The organism is Actinopolymorpha sp. B9G3, from assembly GCF_040120725.1.
Taxonomy (GTDB): Bacteria; Actinomycetota; Actinomycetes; order Propionibacteriales; family Actinopolymorphaceae; genus Thermasporomyces.
This window is the reverse complement of sequence record NZ_JBEEAB010000015.1, coordinates 1-14,804: the sequence shown is the minus strand read 5'-3', so window position 1 is coordinate 14,804 and position 14,804 is coordinate 1. Positions and strand designations below refer to the sequence as shown.

Genomic DNA, 14,804 nt, shown 5'->3' with positions numbered 1-14,804 from the left:
GGCTACCGCACACCTGCGGCGACCGTCAGGGTGCCGGCCGCCGTGTCGACGGTGGCGTTGGTGCCGAGCGGCAGGGTGGGCAGATGCGGGTTGTGCGCGTGACCGATAGGCAGCCCGCCGAGGACGGGAACGCCAAGCCTGGTGAGCCGGTCACGAAGTACGTCGATGATCGTCCACCCTCCTCGAACCGTCTCCTCGAAACCCGGGAACTGCCCGACCGCGACTCCGCGGAGCCCGTCGAATGAGCCTGACTTCATGAGCTGGGTGAGTTCCCGGTCGACCTGGCCGAGCCCCGTGCCTTTGACGTCCTCGATGAACAGGATGGCGCCGTCGAGGCTGGGCAGCTCGACGCCGACTTCGCCGCGGACCTCGCTGAGGTTCCCGCCCATGAGGAAACCGCTGGCGCTGCCCTCGACCGTGACCGCGGCGGTGGGTTCGGCCGGGTCCTGGTGGACCGTGATGGGGTCGGTCGTCATCAGAGCCCGCCGCAGCGACTCCGCCGATGCCGGCCCGGTGTATTCGTCGTACCAGTTGACGAACGGGCCGGTCAGGCCGACCAGCCGGCACCGCCGCCACAACGCGAGATGCAGGTGCGTGATGTCGCTGAATCCGACAAGGGGCTTCGGGTCGCGTCGGGCGGCGGCGAAGTCGAGGTCACCGGCGATCCGGTAGGCACCCTTGCCGCCCGTGGTCGCGAAGATCGCGCGAACGCCCGGGTCGCGAATGGCCTCGTTCAGGTCGGCCAGACGATCCTCGTCCGCTCCCGCGAGATAACCCACCTGATCGAAGGCGTGCTCGCCGATCTCGACCCTGAGTCCCCAGCCCGTCAGCAGTTCCTCGCCGCGCTTGACCCCATCGCGGGTCGGCGGACTGGCCGGCGAAACGAAGCGGACGCGGTCCCCGTGCTCGAGGCGGGGTGGAACCAGCGCGGTGCGCATGCCGGCGAAGTCTGGCACGGGTCGCCGACAGTCCTGCGTACGCCGGATGGGCAGACCACGGGGCTGGTGACGCCAGTCGACATAAGCCCCCGAACGTCCTGGGATCAGACGCCTCCCGGCCACGAGGGCCGCTCTGTGCTGTGGCCGAGGCCGAACCGCTCCGCGTCGTCGCCGCCCGGATGCCCGCTGCCGGGCGTACTCGGCTGGTCCTCCAACAACCGCAACGCCAACTGCAGGGCGTCACGCAGGGTCGAGCGCGACCGGAGCTGCCCGAGGTCGACGCCGAGGTTCACCATGGATTGGGCCACCTCCGCACGTACGCCGCTCAGGATGCTCACCGTGCCCATCAGGGCGACTGCGCGAACCGTGTTGAGCAGGTGCTGGGCGAGGACGGAGTCGATGGTGGGTACGCCGGTGACCTCCAGGATGATGACCTTCGCCTGCGTCTCGGCGATCGTCGCCAGCAGCCCTTCGGTCAGGCGGGCCGCGCGGCGAGAGTCGAGGGTGCCGATGATGGGGAGGACGAGTACGTCGTCCCAGACCTGGACGACCGGCGTCGACAGCTCGAGGATCTCATCCCGTTGCCGCTGTTGGCGTTCCTCGATGTCGCGGCGTTCGGTCTCGTCACGGGTGACCGAGACGAACCCGGTCAATTCACCGGTGTCGCGGCGAACCGGCGCGAGAACCACACCGGCCCAGTACTTGTCGCCGTCCTTGCGCCAACGCCATCCCTGGAACTCCGACCGGCCGACGTCCTGCGCGGTCCGCAGGCGGCGCTCGATCTCGGGCCGGTCGTCATCGGCGTAGAACATCGAGGCGGGCTGGCCGAGGACCTCCGCCGCCGTGTAGCCGGTCAGGGCTTCCCCACCAGCACTCCAACTGGCGATACGTCCGGACATATCGAGCATGGTGACCTCGAATGCCGTAATCGCGGCCAACATCGCCTCGATCTCACGGATTCGTTCCGCCGGGTCCTCTGACCGCTTTTGCACGCCAGGCATACCGCGACACCCCCTCTTCCCTTCATACCTCACGTGGATCCGTGCGTCAGGCGACCGTCAGGCGAGCGTCTGCCGGCTGCGCTGGAGGAAGGTGCGCTCGGCGGCGTTCTGGGTATGGGCGATCGCGGCGTCGTACGCCTGCGCGGCCTCAACGGTGCGGCCCAGGCGGCGGAGAAGATCGGCGCGGATGGCGTGGAACATGTGGTAGCGCTCAAGACCGAGGCCGTCGACCAGGGCGAGTGCGGCCGCGGGCCCTTCGACCTCGGCCACTGCGACGGCGCGGTTGAGCGCGACGACCGGCGTGGGGGTCAATGCCAGCAGATGGTCGTACAGCTGGAGGATCTGCGCCCAGTCCGTGGTTTCGGCGGTGGTCGCCTCGCTGTGGACGGCGTTGATCGCCGCCTGGATCTGGTACGGACCGGGCTGGTCGCGCCGCAGGCAATGTCGTACGAGGGACTGACCCTCGGCGATCAGCTCACGGTCCCAGCGTCCGCGGTCCTGGGCGGCGAGCAGCACGAGGTCGCCGTCCGTTGTCGTACGGGTGGCGCGCCGTGACTCGATCAGCAGCATCAGCGCGAGCAGGCCGATGACCTCCGGTTCGTCGGGCATGAGGTCGGCGAGCAGCCGGCCGAGCCGGATGGCCTCACCGCAGAGGTCCTCGCGCACGAGCCGGTCGCCCGAGCTCGCGGTGTAGCCCTCGTTGAAGACGAGATAGACGACTGCGAGTACGGAACGGAGCCGGTCGGGAAGGTCGGCATCGCGGGGGACGCGGTACGGGATCCTGGCGTCGCGGATCTTGCCTTTGGCGCGAACCAGTCGCTGCGCCATGGTCGGCTCGGGTACGAGGAACGCGTGGGCGATCTCCGCCGTGGTGAGCCCGCCCAGCAGCCGGAGCGTCAACGCCACTTGGACGCTGGTGGCGAGCGCCGGGTGGCAGCAGGTGAAGATCAGGCGTAGCCGGTCGTCGTGCACTGGTCCCTCCTCGGCGTAGCCCGAAGACTCCTCGCGGGCGTGGAGGAGGGCGGCCTGGGCGTGGCGGTCCTCACGTGAGGACTCCCGGCGGAGCCGGTCGATCGCCCGGTTGCGGGCCGTGGTGATGATCCATCCCGCGGGGCTCGGGGGGAGCCCGGTGTCCGGCCATCGTTGGACGGCCGCGGCGAAGGCGTCCTGGACCGCGTCCTCGGCGATGTCGATGTCACCGAAGACGCGCACCAGGACGGCGACCGCACGGCCGTGCCCCTCACGGAAGACGCGGTCGATCTCGGCGGCGGACACCGGTGGGTCGGCTGCCTCCGGTGGGTCGGTTGCGTCCGGTGGGTCGGTTGCGTCCGGTGGGTCGGGCGTCATCGGCATCTCACGTGCAGGTTCCGTACCGCATCGGCCACACCTCGATCGGGAGCGTGATCGCCCGGGCGAGCTTGCGGCCCCACTCGAGCGCGGCGTCGAGATCCGGCGCCTCGATGACGGTGAATCCGCCGATGTGTTCCTTGCCCTCGGTGTAGGGGCCGTCGGTCGTGAGCACGTCGTCGTCCTGGAGTCGCACCACGGTTGCGGCGCCCGGAGAGTGCAGGCCGCCGGAGAACACCCAGGCGCCGGCTGCCCGAAGTTCGGCGTTGACCGCCTCGATGTTCCGCATGATCGGCTCGAGGACCTCGGGCGGCGGTGGATCACCATCGGGTTGGTAGATGCTGAGCAGGTATTTCGCCATTTTGTCCTCCTCCTTCGGCGCCGGGTGGGCGGCGCTGTCCGTTTCGTCCGGGGCCGTATGACCCGCCTGGCGCGCTCTTGAGGCGCTGGGCGTGTTTCGTGGCCGTGATGCCGGCCCTACTCACACCTCTTATACGAACGGCGGGCCGTCGGATCGACAGGGTTCGCCGGGGATGATTCGGGACCACACGGCAATTTCCCGTCGTCGCGGGGTGCCCGTCAGCGATACCTGAGCAGGTGAGCGAAGAACCGCGTCGCTAGCAGAACCCCTTGTACGACAGCAGAAATCACGATCCAACAGTGACGGTAGACATTGGTGTCCCGCCGGACGAAGCCGACCCGTTCGTACAGTCGGATCGCCGACGCCCGCGACGGGCGCGACGTCAGGTCGACTGTCCGGGCGCCTGCCTCCGCTGCGATCCGTACGGCCTCCGATGTGAGAGCCGCACCGATGCCCACGCCGCGCATGTCGGTGTCGACGACGACATCCTCGATCCAAGCACGTACCCCGGTAGGAATCGGGATCATGACCAGGGTCAGCGCGCCCACCAGGCGTCCGTCGCCTCGCGCCGCGAGCACGGTATTCGTGGGACACGCGATGATCTTCTCGAGGCTGGCGCGGGTCAGGGAAGGCGCGGACGAGGACAGTTGTGGCAACAGGCGGGCGAAGCATTCCACCGCTTCCTCGGTTGCCTCGCGAAGCGCCGCCACTCCGATGTCCATGCGTCGGAACGTTACCGACGTGGGTGCCTCCGGCGGATAGCATCCGCCAATGAAAGTCACCGCGATTGTCCCCAACCTGCGGGTCGACAGCACCGACGCGACCCGGGACTTCCTGATCGAGTTCCTCGGCCTACGCATGGGTTTCGACCATCGTGGAGTCGTCAACCTCCGCTCGCGCGACAATCCTCTGGCGCAGGTCCAACTGACACAGGACGACGGACCGGCGATCTCCATTCACGTGCCCGACGCACGCGAGGCGTACGAAGAGGCGAAGTTCCGTGACTACGACATCGCCTACCCGCTGACGCATGAGCCGGACGGCAGGGTGCGGTTCTTCGTCCGGGCACCTGGCGGTATGCTCATCAACATCATCGAACACGACGACTCGGCACACCTTCCTTAGCGACGAGGCAAATCTCAGCCTGAAAGCAATCTCCGCCTGAAACGTCGAGACGATGGCCGTGCGCGCTCGAGGAGTGCCCGCACGGTCCGGGCCTTGGCCGCCGCGTACGCCCGCAGTCGGCTCTCCCGGCGGATGGCCGCTTGCTTGGCGGCCGCATATTCCGTGACGGCGTCTGGATGCGTACGCAGGACGTCGCGGAACGCCAGGTTGTCGCGCCACAACTCCAACGCCAGAAGGACTTCGGCCCGCAGCGACCGGCCCTGTGTGAGCCACTCCGGCTGCGCGGGTCCGACCTCCGGTTCGTCGCTGAGGTCACATGGGCCATTGTCTGCAGTCGGGTTGTCGGGGCAGTCGGGTTGTCGGGGCAGTCGGAGAGGATGGGCGCATGAACCATGCGCTGCTCATCGGATTCGTCGTCGCCGTCGCCCTCGTCAGTCTCGTACCCGGCCCCGACATGCTCTTCATCGTCGCCAACGCCATCACCGGTGGCCGCCGGGCTGGCGTGGTCGCGGCGCTCGGCATGTCGACCGGGCTGGCGTGCCACACGGTGGCGGCCGCGTTGGGTCTGGGCGCGTTGATGCAGGCGGCACCGACCCTCCTGGAGGGCGTACGCATCGCGGGCGCGGTTTTCCTCGTCTACCTCGCCGTGACCACGTGGCGTTCGAGTCGTACGCGCCAGGCGATGACGGTCGAGCGGCTCGAGCGCCCCCGATCGGTGTCCCGCGTCTATGCGATGGCTGTGTTGACGAACCTCGCGAACCCGAAGGTGATCCTTTTCTACCTCGCGTTCTTCCCACAGTTCCTCACGACCGGTGCGGGCAGTTGGCCGGCGACTATGCAGTTCCTGGTGCTTGGCGGGACGTTCATCGTGGTCGGGTTGGCCGTCGACGCGTCGGCAGGAGTGGCGGCCGGAGCACTCTCCGAGCAGGTGCTGCGGCGTATCGGTGTCCGCCGGTGGCTCGACCGCGCCTCGGCGGCAATCTTCGGTGGCCTCGCCGTGCGCCTGGCACTCGACTCCCGCTGATCTCGACCCGACGCTTTCGCGTGGGGAGCGCCCTGCGCCAATGGGCCCGCAGTTCTCTCGCAATACCTCTGCGACAGAGCTATTCTGCGGGGGTGGTGTCATCGGTACCCAACGAGGCTCCGGTCCAGGAAGCGATCGAGGGCACTCCCCTCGAGCAGGCCGCGGTGGCTGACACCTCGAGAGAGCCCTCCCCGACCCTCGAGGACGAAGCCGAACTGACACTCGCCGAGGAGCTCCTGAGCGGCATCGGCGCACTCCGTCGTGGTCTGCTGCGCTGCGGTCCCGACTGGCCGTTCGGGCCGCTGACCGGCGCGCAGGCTGAACTGCTACGCCTCGTCCGCCGCGAACCAGGCATCTCGGTCGCGAACGCCGCCGCCACGTTGCGGGTCGCACCCAACACGGTGAGCACACTCGTCCGCCAGCTCTCCGCGGCCGAGCTACTGCGCCGGGACGCCGACGCCAGCGATCGTCGGGTGGCCCGCCTTCAGCTCACCGCTGCGGCGGAGGGACGGCTCGGAGCCTGGCGCGACCGCCGCAGCCATGCCGTCGCGGCGGCCCTGCGGACCCTGCCCGCCGACCAGCGCGCCGTCCTCAGCGCCGTCGTACCCGCTCTCGCCGCCCTCACCCACCACCTCGAGGCGGCCACCAGCGCCACCAGCGTGACGAAGGCAGCCACCAAGTCCGCCCAGGAAGCAATACGAGGGGGCAGCCAGTGACCGACGACACCCTCATCACCAGCGATGCGGCCCCCACAAACGAGGACGGCGCGTTCGCGGTGGTCATCCGTGGCCTCACCTACCGCTTCAAGGAGCAGGTGGCCGTCGCCGACCTCGACCTGGACGTACGCAGGGGCGAAGTGTTCGGCCTCCTCGGACCCAACGGTGCCGGCAAGACCACCACGCTCCGCGTCCTCACGACCCTGCTGCCGGTCCAGGAAGGCGAGGCCAGCGTCTTCGGCTACGACGTGCGCCACCGCAAGATCGCCATCCGTCGGCTCCTCGGTTACGTGCCCCAACAGCTGTCCGCCGACGCCGCCCTCACCGGCCGTGAGAACGTCATGCTGTTCGCCCGACTCTTCGACGTACCTCGCCGCGACCGCCGCCGCCAGGTCGACGAGTCGCTGGAGGTCATGGGTCTGCAGGACGCGGCCGACCGGCTCGCCGGTACGTACTCCGGTGGCATGATCCGCCGGCTCGAACTGGCCCAGGCTCTCATCAACCGGCCGCGCCTGCTGGTCCTCGACGAGCCGACCATCGGCCTCGACCCGATCGCCCGCGGCACCGTCTGGGAGCGCGTCGCAGAACTCCGTGCCGACACCGGCATGACCGTCCTCGTCACCACGCACTACATGGACGAGGCCGACCAGATGTGTGACCGGCTCGGTCTCATGCACCTGGGCAGGCTCCGTGCCGTCGGGGCACCGGCCGAGCTGAAGGCCGCCCTCGGTCCGGACGCGTCGCTCGAGGACGTGTTCCGCCACCACGCCGGCGACACCTTCACCGACAACGACAACCCGGAAGGGGGGTTCCGTGCCGTACGCAGCACCCGCCGCACCGCCCGCCGACTCGGCTGAGGCCCGCATCGCCGGGCGCTCGCTCGGATGGCGGCTGCCCAGCCGGGTCGCGACCCTGTGCCTGCTCGAACTGCAGAAGCTCCGCCACGACCGCACCGAGCTCGTCACGCGGGTGATCCAGCCGGCGTTGTGGCTCACGATCTTCGGTACGACGTTCAGCCAGCTGCGGGTCATCCCCACCGGGGACGTGCCGTACCTCGACTATCTCGCCCCCGGGATCCTCGCCCAGTCGGCGTTGTTCATCGCGATCTTCTACGGCATCCAGATCATCTGGGAACGCGACGCGGGTGTCCTCGCGAAGCTGCTCGTCACGCCGACGCCTCGGGCCGCGCTGGTCACCGGCAAGGCGTTCGCGGCGGGCGTTCGCGCCTCGGTACAGGGCGTCATCGTCCTGCTGCTCGCCCTGGTGCTGGGCGTGACGTTCACCCCCAACCCGCTGCGGATCCTCGGGGCGTTCGTCGCCCTGGTCCTCGGTGCGGCGTTCTTCTCGTGCCTGTCGCTCACGATCGCCGGGCTGGTGCTCAACCGTGACCGGTTGATGGGGATCGGGCAGGCGATCACGATGCCGTTGTTCTTCGCGTCCAACGCGCTCTACCCGATCGACGTGATGCCGCACTGGGTGCGCTGGATCGCCCACGCCAACCCCCTGAGTTACGAGGTCGACGCCCTGCGTGGGCTCCTGATCGGTACGCCCGCGAACCTCTGGCTCGACTTCGGGGTGCTCGTCGTCGCGGCCGTTGCCGGCATCACCGCCGCGTCCGCCCTGCTCGGCCGGCTCGCGCGCTGACGATCCGGCCGCCCGGATCGGGATCGGGACTGGTCACGACCACGCGATGACCCGGCCATGTTGATCGAACGCGCCCGTGAACCCGTTGCCGGGGTGCCGCCATGCCGCCGCCGGCGGCTAGCCTCGGTCCGTGACCTCGATCGAGCGACCGAACATCGTCCTCGTCCACTGGCATGATCTCGGCACCCGGCTCGGCACCTACGGCGTGCCTGGCGTTCCGAGCCCCGCCGTCGACCGGATCGCGGCCGAGGGCGTGCGCTTCGATCGGGCGTTCTGCGCCACGCCGCTGTGCAGCCCGGCACGGTCGGCGCTGATGTCCGGCCGCTACCCGCACGCCAACGGCATGATGGGCCTGCAGCATCTCGGCTGGGAGTACGCACCCGGGATCGAGACGATGCCGATGCACCTGCGTGGGCTCGGCTACCACAGTGCGAACTTCGGCATGCAGCACGAGTCACAGGACCCGTCGCGACTGGGCTATGACGAGGTGTACGAAGGGCGCGATCCCGCGACCGGCTGGCAGCGCGCCGACACGGTGGTCGACGAGGCGACGACGTGGCTGGCGGCACCCGACCGGCGCCGCGAGCCGTTCCTCGCTGTCGTGGGCTTCTTCGAGGTCCACCGCCCCTACCCCGCCGACCTCTATCCGCCGGACGACCCGGCGACCGTCTCCGTCCCGGCGTACCTCCCGGACAATCCGCACACCCGGGAGGACCTCGCGGCGTTCCACGGATCGATCCGGGTCGCCGACCGGGCCGTCGGCCGGCTCGTCGAGACTCTGCGCGCCGAAGGCCTGCTCGACCGCACCTGGATCGTCTTCACCACCGACCACGGAATGGCCTTCCCGGGTGCGAAGTCGACGTTGTACGACCCGGGCATCCAGGTGTCGTTGCTCATGCGCCCACCGGACGGGTCGGCGTACCGGCGCGAACCCACCAGTCGGCTGGCCGCACACGTCGACGTCCTGCCGACGCTGATCGACCTCGCCGGTGGAGCGCAGCCGGCCGGCCTGCACGGCGTGAGCCACGCGACGTGGTTGCGGGGCTCCGACATCCCGGTGCGGGCGGAGGTGTTCGCGGAGAAGACCTACCACGATGCGTACGACCCGATGCGGGCCGTACGCACGGATCGGTGGAAGTACATCCACAACGCCGAGCCGGGTCCACGGCTCCTGCTTCCACGCGACATCGAAGCGAGCGCGACCAGAGCCGGAATGGGTGACGCCCACCTGGTGGAGCGGGCCGCGGTCGAGGTCTACGACCTCACGGCCGACCCGTGGGAACGCGACAACCTCGCCGGGAAACCCGAGGTCGCCGATGTCGAACGCGAGCTGGCGGACACGCTCGTCCGCTGGCAGCGCGCCACCGGTGACCCGCTGCTCGACGGACCCATCCCCGCGCCCGCGTGACGCGTACTCGGGAACTGTGTCGGCCGGGTGTGGTCCGTGCGCACCGGGCCGAGGCGTCCCCCGGGAGCGTTGTCGTTGCCGTCAGGTCCCGGCGGCGGAGTCAGCCGTTGTTCGGGCGGTTCCGGTTGCCGGCCGAACGCCCGCCGGTACCGGTCGATCCTCCGGACCTGCCGGGGCCACTCGACCCACCGGCGCCGCCTGATCCACCCGATCCAGCGGACCCGCCGGAACCGGACGAGCGGGGCGAACGCCGACGTGCGGCCTGACTCGGCGACGACGTACCCGACCTCGCTCCACTCCCGCTGTCCCCCGACTTCTGTGGAGGAACCGCCCCGCCTTCGGACGAGCCGCTCGTGGCCGTCTCGGTGTGGGTCGTCGGATTGTCAGGGGTGGTCGGCCGGGTCGGCGGCGGGTTCGTAGCCGCCTCGTCAGCGACCGCCTCGTCAGGTGCCGCGCCGGCCGGATCGGACTCCTGCGCCGCACCCCGACTCGGCCCGGACGGCCCGGCGCTGTCCGAACGCGACGGCGGCGTGGTCGACGGCATCGGCTCCCACTGCCGGTCCGTACCGCCCTTGAGATATCGGTACGCCGCCACCGCACCCGCGCCCAGCGCCGCGATGAACAGCAGCCCGGGCCAGCGGCGCCTGCGCCGGCGGGTCTCCACCTCGCCCTTGAGCGCGGCGACCGCGGCGGTCCCCCGCCTCTTCGCCTCGGCACGGTAGGGCTCACTGGCCGCCACCGCCGAGGACATGGCGGTGCTCACCTTGGGGGCGACGTCCTCGGCGAGGATGTTTCGCGCATGGTCCATCGCGGGCGCGATCCTGGTCCTGGCCTCGTCGACAGCCGGAGCGATCCGTTGCCGTGCGTTCGTCATCGCCGGGTTGACCTTCTCCCACGCGTGCTCGGCGGCCAAGTTGGCTTTGTTCAGGGCCTTCGGGGCCTTGCCGCCCCGTTTGTTGTGGCGTCCCATCAGGTTGCGCCTCCTCGTCCCGCAGCTGGAAGTGTGGGCTGGTCCGTCGGTTCCTGTACCGGTACCCCGTGCGTGATGCCTTCCCACGTTGCTTCCCGATCATGCCCCTCCATGAGGGACCTTGTCCGACGCATGCAGCACAGACCGAATACCACCGCACAGGCACCGCACACCTGGCCTCGCGCAAAGGGCACCCCGAAACCACCTTGTACGTTGCCGTGAAAGGATCGCACTCGACGGCAATGAGCTGCAGACAAGGGGACATTCTCGTGACGGACGAGACCTTCGCGACACTTCGGACCTCGGCGGGCGACATCCAGATCAAGCTGCTACCCGACCACGCGCCGAAGACCGTGCAGAACTTCGCCGGCCTTGCCGAGGGTGACCGCGAGTGGGTCGACCCCTCGACGGGTGAGAAGACGACGAAGCGGTTCTACGACGGACTGACGTTCCATCGGGTCATCCCGGGCTTCATGATCCAGGGAGGCTGCCCGGTCGGGACGGGCACCGGCGGGCCCGGCTACCGGTTCGCCGACGAGATCCACCCCGACCTGCGCTTCGACCGGCCCTACCTGCTGGCGATGGCGAACGCCGGACCCAACACCAACGGCTCGCAGTTCTTCATCACCGTGGGGCCGACCCCGCACCTCAACGGCAAGCACACGATCTTCGGCGAGGTCACCGACCCGGCGAGCCAGGGAGTCGTCGACGGGATCAGCACCGTGGAGACCGGGCCGATGGACCGCCCGATCAAGACCGTGGTCATCGAGTCGGTCGAGATCGAACACCGCGCGGCGTGACGGCCTGCGATGACCGAACGAAGTGAGGTCAGCAATAGGCAGAGCACCTTGGTCGTGGGACCGACGAAGGAGGTCCCATGACCGACCACCCGCGACCGGACGAGCCAGCTGAGAGTGGCAGTTCGGCGCCGCAGGAGCAGCCGGCCTGCTTCCGGCATCCCGAACGCGAGACCTACATCCGGTGCCAGCGGTGCGGGCGTCACATCTGCCCGGACTGCCAGCGACAGGCCGCCGTCGGGTTCCAGTGTGTCGAATGCGTACGCGAGGGCGCGCGGACCGTGCGGGCGCCGCGTACGCGCTTCGGTGGCGTCGTCCGCGGTGAAGGTGCGGTAGCCACCAAGGTCATCATCGGGATCAACGTCGCCGTCTTCGTCGCGGTGCTGTTGTTCGGTCCGGTGTTGTCCCAGTGGCTCGTGCTCCTGGGCGGCGACTCGTTCGTCGGCGTCAACGGCGGCGAAGTCCCGGGTGTCTCGGGTGGCGGCTACTGGCGCATCGTCACGTCGGCGTTCGTCCACCTCGAGATCTGGCATCTCGCGGTCAACATGTTCTCGCTGTGGATCCTGGGCCCGATGCTCGAGCAGTTGTTGGGTCGCGAGCTGTTCGTGAACCTCTACGTGATCTCGGCGATCGCCGGCGGGGCCGTCGCCTACGCGTTCACGCCGCCGGGCGTCCCGGTCGTCGGTGCCTCAGGTGCGGTGTTCGGACTGTTCGGGGCGATGGTCGTGCTCGCCCGCAAGCTGCGGGCCGACATGAGCTGGTTCGTCGGCGTCCTGGTGATCAACATCGTCCTCAACGTGCTGTTCCGGAGCTTCCTGTCCTGGCAGGCACACCTGGGTGGCTTCGTCGCCGGGATGGCCGTCGCGGCGGTCCTGGCCTACATGCCCAGGCGGCCGGGACTGCGTGGCCTGGGCCTGTCGGCGGTTCTGCTCGCGTCGTTCGCCCTCATCCTCTGGCGTACCGCCCAACTCACGTCCTGACCAGCACATCCACCTGGAGACGGAGTTCTCCCCAGGAGCCTGTGGAAACTGGGGATAACTCGCGGTGACCACGTCTTCGCATAGGACATCTTCGCAGGTCAGCGACCTATGGGCGGTGTACGCCGGGAGTGTGGACGAAGCCTCGAACGCTGCCTTGGCGGGAGGTTGTCCACAGCTGGGGACGGCGCGGTGGAGAACTACACCGTTGTCATTGCACGGTCACTGCCACTGAGTGGCGACGACGAAGCCGATCGTGATCAGGCCCATGCCCACCAGGATGTTCCAGTTGCCGAGATCACTCATGCCCGGGATCTGGCTGCCGGCGAGATAGAACGTCACAATCCACGCAAGACCGGCCAGGAAGCAGAACAACATGACCGGCGCCACCCAGCGGCCACCGTGGAGTCTGCTGGGGGCCGCCTTCCGGGGTGGAGGCGTGAACGCCTGCTTCTTACGGTTGCGCGACTCAGGCACGTCGCCGACCTCCGCATGTGACGTCTTGGGCTCGGGTCAGTTGACCGCGATGTCCGCTAGCGTAGTCTCCACGGCTGCCGCGACAACGACGGAGGGCACGTGGGTGAGCAACGGGCCGGGCCACCGGCACGTCCAGCCGCCGGGTCCAGCGAGACCACGGCGCACCCGACCAGCCGATCCACCCGCATCATGACCCGGTTACTCGCCGCCGCCACGTTCGGCGCGGCGGGGTTCCTCGGTGCGACCAGCGCCGTCAGCGCCGACGGCACCGACCTGCGTGCCGAACGCCAGACCGACGTCGCCGACCTCGCCCGCGCCCAGGTCCAACGCAACCGCACCCTCGACGCGGACCGGTCCGAACTCCGAGAAGAGGTCAACGACCTCCTCAACAGCCAACTCGGCGGCGTCAACGCCGACAGCATGCAGAAGCAGGCGGAGCAGCTCGCTCCCGCGGCCGGCCTCACCGCGCTCTCCGGACCCGGCGTGAGCGTCACCCTCGACGACGCGCCCGTGAGCAGCCGTTCGGAGGATGTCGACCCGGACGCTCTCGTCGTCCACCAGCAGGACATCCAGGGTGTGGTCAACGCCCTCTGGGCGGGCGGGGCCGAGGCCGTGACCCTGCAGGGCCAGCGGGTCATCTCGACCTCGGCGGTCCGCTGCGTCGGCAACACCGTCCGGATCAACGGATGGGTCTATTCGCCGCCGTACCACATCGAGGCGATCGGTGACGCCGAAGGCATGGTCGAAGCCCTTGGCGAATCGCCGGAAGTCGACATCTATCGAGACTATGCGGCCAAATACCACCTTGGCTGGTCGTTGAAGACCTCCCCGAACATCCAGGTGCCCGCCTTCGACGGGCCGCTCAACCTCGACTACGCCGAGGAACGAAAGGACGCCCAGCCGTCTGACGAGTAGGTCGGCCGAGCACAATGGCCTGGTGACCGCACGCATCCTCGTCGTCGACAACTACGACTCGTTCGTCTTCAACCTCGTTCAGTACCTCTACCAGCTGGGGGTCGAGTGCGAGGTACGACGTAACGACGACCTGGTGCCGGGCGACGTCGACGGGTTCGCCGGCGTCCTGCTGTCTCCGGGCCCGGGCACCCCTGAGCGGGCTGGGGTGTGCATCGACGTCGTGCGCCACGCCGCTGGTCGGATCCCGGTGTTCGGCGTCTGCCTCGGTCTGCAGGCCATCGCGGTCGCCTACGGCGGATCAGTGACCCGCGCACCCGAGTTGCTGCACGGCAAGACCAGCCTGGTCCACCACTCCGGTGTCGGAGTCCTGGCCGGGTTACCCGATCCGTTCACCGCGACCCGGTACCACTCGCTCGCCGTGGAGCCCGGGTCGGTGCCGGACGTTCTCGAGGTCACCGCGCGTACGGAATCAGGCGTCCTGATGGCACTCCGGCATCGCGAGCTGGCCTGCGAGGGCGTGCAGTTCCACCCCGAGTCCGTCCTCACCGAAGGCGGGCACCGAATGCTCGCCAACTGGCTGCAGGTGTGTGGCGAGGCCGACGCCGTGGCACGGTCGGCCGGCCTCGCTCCGGTGGTCAGCCGCTAGACCGCGGGTACGCGTCGCCAGCGTCCCCTAGGTTCCCTTCGAGGTGTGCCATCGGGGTCGGGTGACTCGGGCGAGGCTCACTCGTCGTCCGGAGGGTCGGTCGGCGTGTCCGTCGGGAACGGGAACGTCGGCGTTTCAGTCGGCGTCGGTGTCTCCGTCGGCGTCTCCGTCGGCGTCGGTGTCTCCGTCGGCTCCGGCGTGGGCTCCGGTTCGGGTGTGCGGGCGATCTCGATCGTCACCGTGGAACCACGTTCACGGCGCGTTCCTGAGCTCGGCACCTGCTCGATCACCGTGCCGGCCGGCGCCTCGGTGGTGTACTGGCCAACGGCGTTGACCTTGAAGCCTGCGTCTTCTAGTCGTGCTTCGGCGACTGCTTGGCTTTCGCCGAGGACTTCGGGGACTTCGATGAGGCCGCTGGAGTAGTAGACGGTGATGGTGGAGCCTTCGGGGGCGGGGGT

The 14,804-nt window shown here is 69.0% G+C and carries 19 protein-coding genes; 10 read left to right on the top strand and 9 right to left on the bottom strand.

Annotation, left to right across the window (positions count from 1 at the left end):
• Positions 1 to 2: 2 nt before the first annotated feature.
• The 5 genes from ABNF93_RS23485 to ABNF93_RS23465 form a co-directional block, all read right to left on the bottom strand.
• Positions 3 to 938, bottom strand: a complete 936-nt coding sequence (locus tag ABNF93_RS23485) for a S66 peptidase family protein (RefSeq protein WP_349330316.1) — start codon at positions 936 to 938, stop codon at positions 3 to 5.
• Between the two features lie 104 nt (positions 939 to 1,042).
• A complete protein-coding gene (locus ABNF93_RS23480) occupies positions 1,043 to 1,939 on the bottom strand; it encodes a PAS domain S-box protein (protein ID WP_349330315.1) in 897 nt (298 codons plus the stop codon).
• 57 nt (positions 1,940 to 1,996) lie between these two features.
• On the bottom strand, positions 1,997 to 3,286 hold the full coding sequence (locus tag ABNF93_RS23475; protein ID WP_349330314.1) for an RNA polymerase sigma factor: 1,290 nt from the start codon (positions 3,284 to 3,286) through the stop codon (positions 1,997 to 1,999).
• Positions 3,287 to 3,293: 7 nt separating this feature from the next.
• Positions 3,294 to 3,647, bottom strand: coding sequence for a YciI family protein (locus tag ABNF93_RS23470; protein WP_349330313.1), 354 nt, complete (start codon positions 3,645 to 3,647; stop codon positions 3,294 to 3,296).
• Positions 3,648 to 3,865: 218 nt separating this feature from the next.
• Complete coding sequence (locus ABNF93_RS23465) at positions 3,866 to 4,369, bottom strand: GNAT family N-acetyltransferase (RefSeq protein ID WP_349330312.1); 504 nt, start codon at positions 4,367 to 4,369, stop codon at positions 3,866 to 3,868.
• 49 nt (positions 4,370 to 4,418) lie between these two features.
• Here ABNF93_RS23465 and ABNF93_RS23460 point away from each other — a divergent pair, with 49 nt between their 5' ends.
• The gene (locus tag ABNF93_RS23460; RefSeq protein ID WP_349330311.1) at positions 4,419 to 4,772 is read left to right on the top strand and encodes a VOC family protein; all 354 of its coding nucleotides are present in this window, start codon (positions 4,419 to 4,421) and stop codon (positions 4,770 to 4,772) included.
• 14 nt (positions 4,773 to 4,786) lie between these two features.
• Here ABNF93_RS23460 and ABNF93_RS35005 read toward each other — a convergent pair whose 3' ends face one another.
• Positions 4,787 to 4,993: a GrpB family protein gene (locus tag ABNF93_RS35005; RefSeq protein WP_502877617.1), complete on the bottom strand. Its 207-nt coding sequence runs from the start codon at positions 4,991 to 4,993 to the stop codon at positions 4,787 to 4,789.
• Positions 4,994 to 5,157: 164 nt separating this feature from the next.
• Here ABNF93_RS35005 and ABNF93_RS23455 point away from each other — a divergent pair, with 164 nt between their 5' ends.
• From ABNF93_RS23455 to ABNF93_RS23435, 5 genes are all read left to right on the top strand, one after another.
• Complete coding sequence (locus ABNF93_RS23455; RefSeq protein WP_349330310.1) at positions 5,158 to 5,796, top strand: LysE family translocator; 639 nt, start codon at positions 5,158 to 5,160, stop codon at positions 5,794 to 5,796.
• A 92-nt stretch (positions 5,797 to 5,888) separates the two neighbouring features.
• Positions 5,889 to 6,512 carry a MarR family winged helix-turn-helix transcriptional regulator gene (locus tag ABNF93_RS23450; protein ID WP_349330309.1) on the top strand — a complete coding sequence of 208 codons (624 nt, stop codon included), beginning with the start codon at positions 5,889 to 5,891 and terminating at the stop codon, positions 6,510 to 6,512.
• On the top strand, positions 6,509 to 7,369 hold the full coding sequence (locus tag ABNF93_RS23445; RefSeq protein ID WP_349330308.1) for an ATP-binding cassette domain-containing protein: 861 nt from the start codon (positions 6,509 to 6,511) through the stop codon (positions 7,367 to 7,369). Before ABNF93_RS23450 ends, ABNF93_RS23445 begins: the two co-directional genes overlap by 4 nt.
• Complete coding sequence (locus ABNF93_RS23440) at positions 7,326 to 8,156, top strand: ABC transporter permease (protein WP_349330307.1); 831 nt, start codon at positions 7,326 to 7,328, stop codon at positions 8,154 to 8,156. Before ABNF93_RS23445 ends, ABNF93_RS23440 begins: the two co-directional genes overlap by 44 nt.
• Before the next feature lie 130 nt (positions 8,157 to 8,286).
• Positions 8,287 to 9,564, top strand: a complete 1,278-nt coding sequence (locus tag ABNF93_RS23435; protein WP_349330306.1) for a sulfatase family protein — start codon at positions 8,287 to 8,289, stop codon at positions 9,562 to 9,564.
• Positions 9,565 to 9,664: 100 nt separating this feature from the next.
• On the opposite strand, the gene ABNF93_RS23430 is transcribed toward ABNF93_RS23435, so the two are convergent.
• The gene (locus ABNF93_RS23430; RefSeq protein ID WP_349330305.1) at positions 9,665 to 10,534 is read right to left on the bottom strand and encodes a DUF5324 family protein; all 870 of its coding nucleotides are present in this window, start codon (positions 10,532 to 10,534) and stop codon (positions 9,665 to 9,667) included.
• A gap of 269 nt (positions 10,535 to 10,803) precedes the next feature.
• Here ABNF93_RS23430 and ABNF93_RS23425 point away from each other — a divergent pair, with 269 nt between their 5' ends.
• Positions 10,804 to 11,334 (top strand): peptidylprolyl isomerase, encoded by a 531-nt coding sequence (locus ABNF93_RS23425; protein ID WP_349330304.1) that lies wholly within the window; start codon positions 10,804 to 10,806, stop codon positions 11,332 to 11,334.
• 77 nt (positions 11,335 to 11,411) lie between these two features.
• On the top strand, positions 11,412 to 12,311 hold the full coding sequence (locus ABNF93_RS23420; RefSeq protein WP_349330303.1) for a rhomboid family intramembrane serine protease: 900 nt from the start codon (positions 11,412 to 11,414) through the stop codon (positions 12,309 to 12,311).
• Between the two features lie 219 nt (positions 12,312 to 12,530).
• Here the strand turns inward: ABNF93_RS23420 and ABNF93_RS23415 are convergent, their stop codons facing one another.
• The gene (locus ABNF93_RS23415) at positions 12,531 to 12,785 is read right to left on the bottom strand and encodes a cell division protein CrgA (protein WP_349330302.1); all 255 of its coding nucleotides are present in this window, start codon (positions 12,783 to 12,785) and stop codon (positions 12,531 to 12,533) included.
• A 99-nt stretch (positions 12,786 to 12,884) separates the two neighbouring features.
• Between ABNF93_RS23415 and ABNF93_RS23410 the strand changes: the two genes are divergently transcribed.
• Both ABNF93_RS23410 and ABNF93_RS23405 read left to right on the top strand, forming a co-directional pair.
• Positions 12,885 to 13,700 carry a DUF881 domain-containing protein gene (locus ABNF93_RS23410; RefSeq protein ID WP_349330301.1) on the top strand — a complete coding sequence of 272 codons (816 nt, stop codon included), beginning with the start codon at positions 12,885 to 12,887 and terminating at the stop codon, positions 13,698 to 13,700.
• Between the two features lie 22 nt (positions 13,701 to 13,722).
• Complete coding sequence (locus ABNF93_RS23405) at positions 13,723 to 14,346, top strand: aminodeoxychorismate/anthranilate synthase component II (protein ID WP_349330300.1); 624 nt, start codon at positions 13,723 to 13,725, stop codon at positions 14,344 to 14,346.
• Positions 14,347 to 14,423: 77 nt separating this feature from the next.
• Here ABNF93_RS23405 and ABNF93_RS23400 read toward each other — a convergent pair.
• On the bottom strand, positions 14,424 to 14,804 hold a 381-nt coding region (locus tag ABNF93_RS23400; RefSeq protein ID WP_349330299.1), incomplete at its 5' end, for a PASTA domain-containing protein.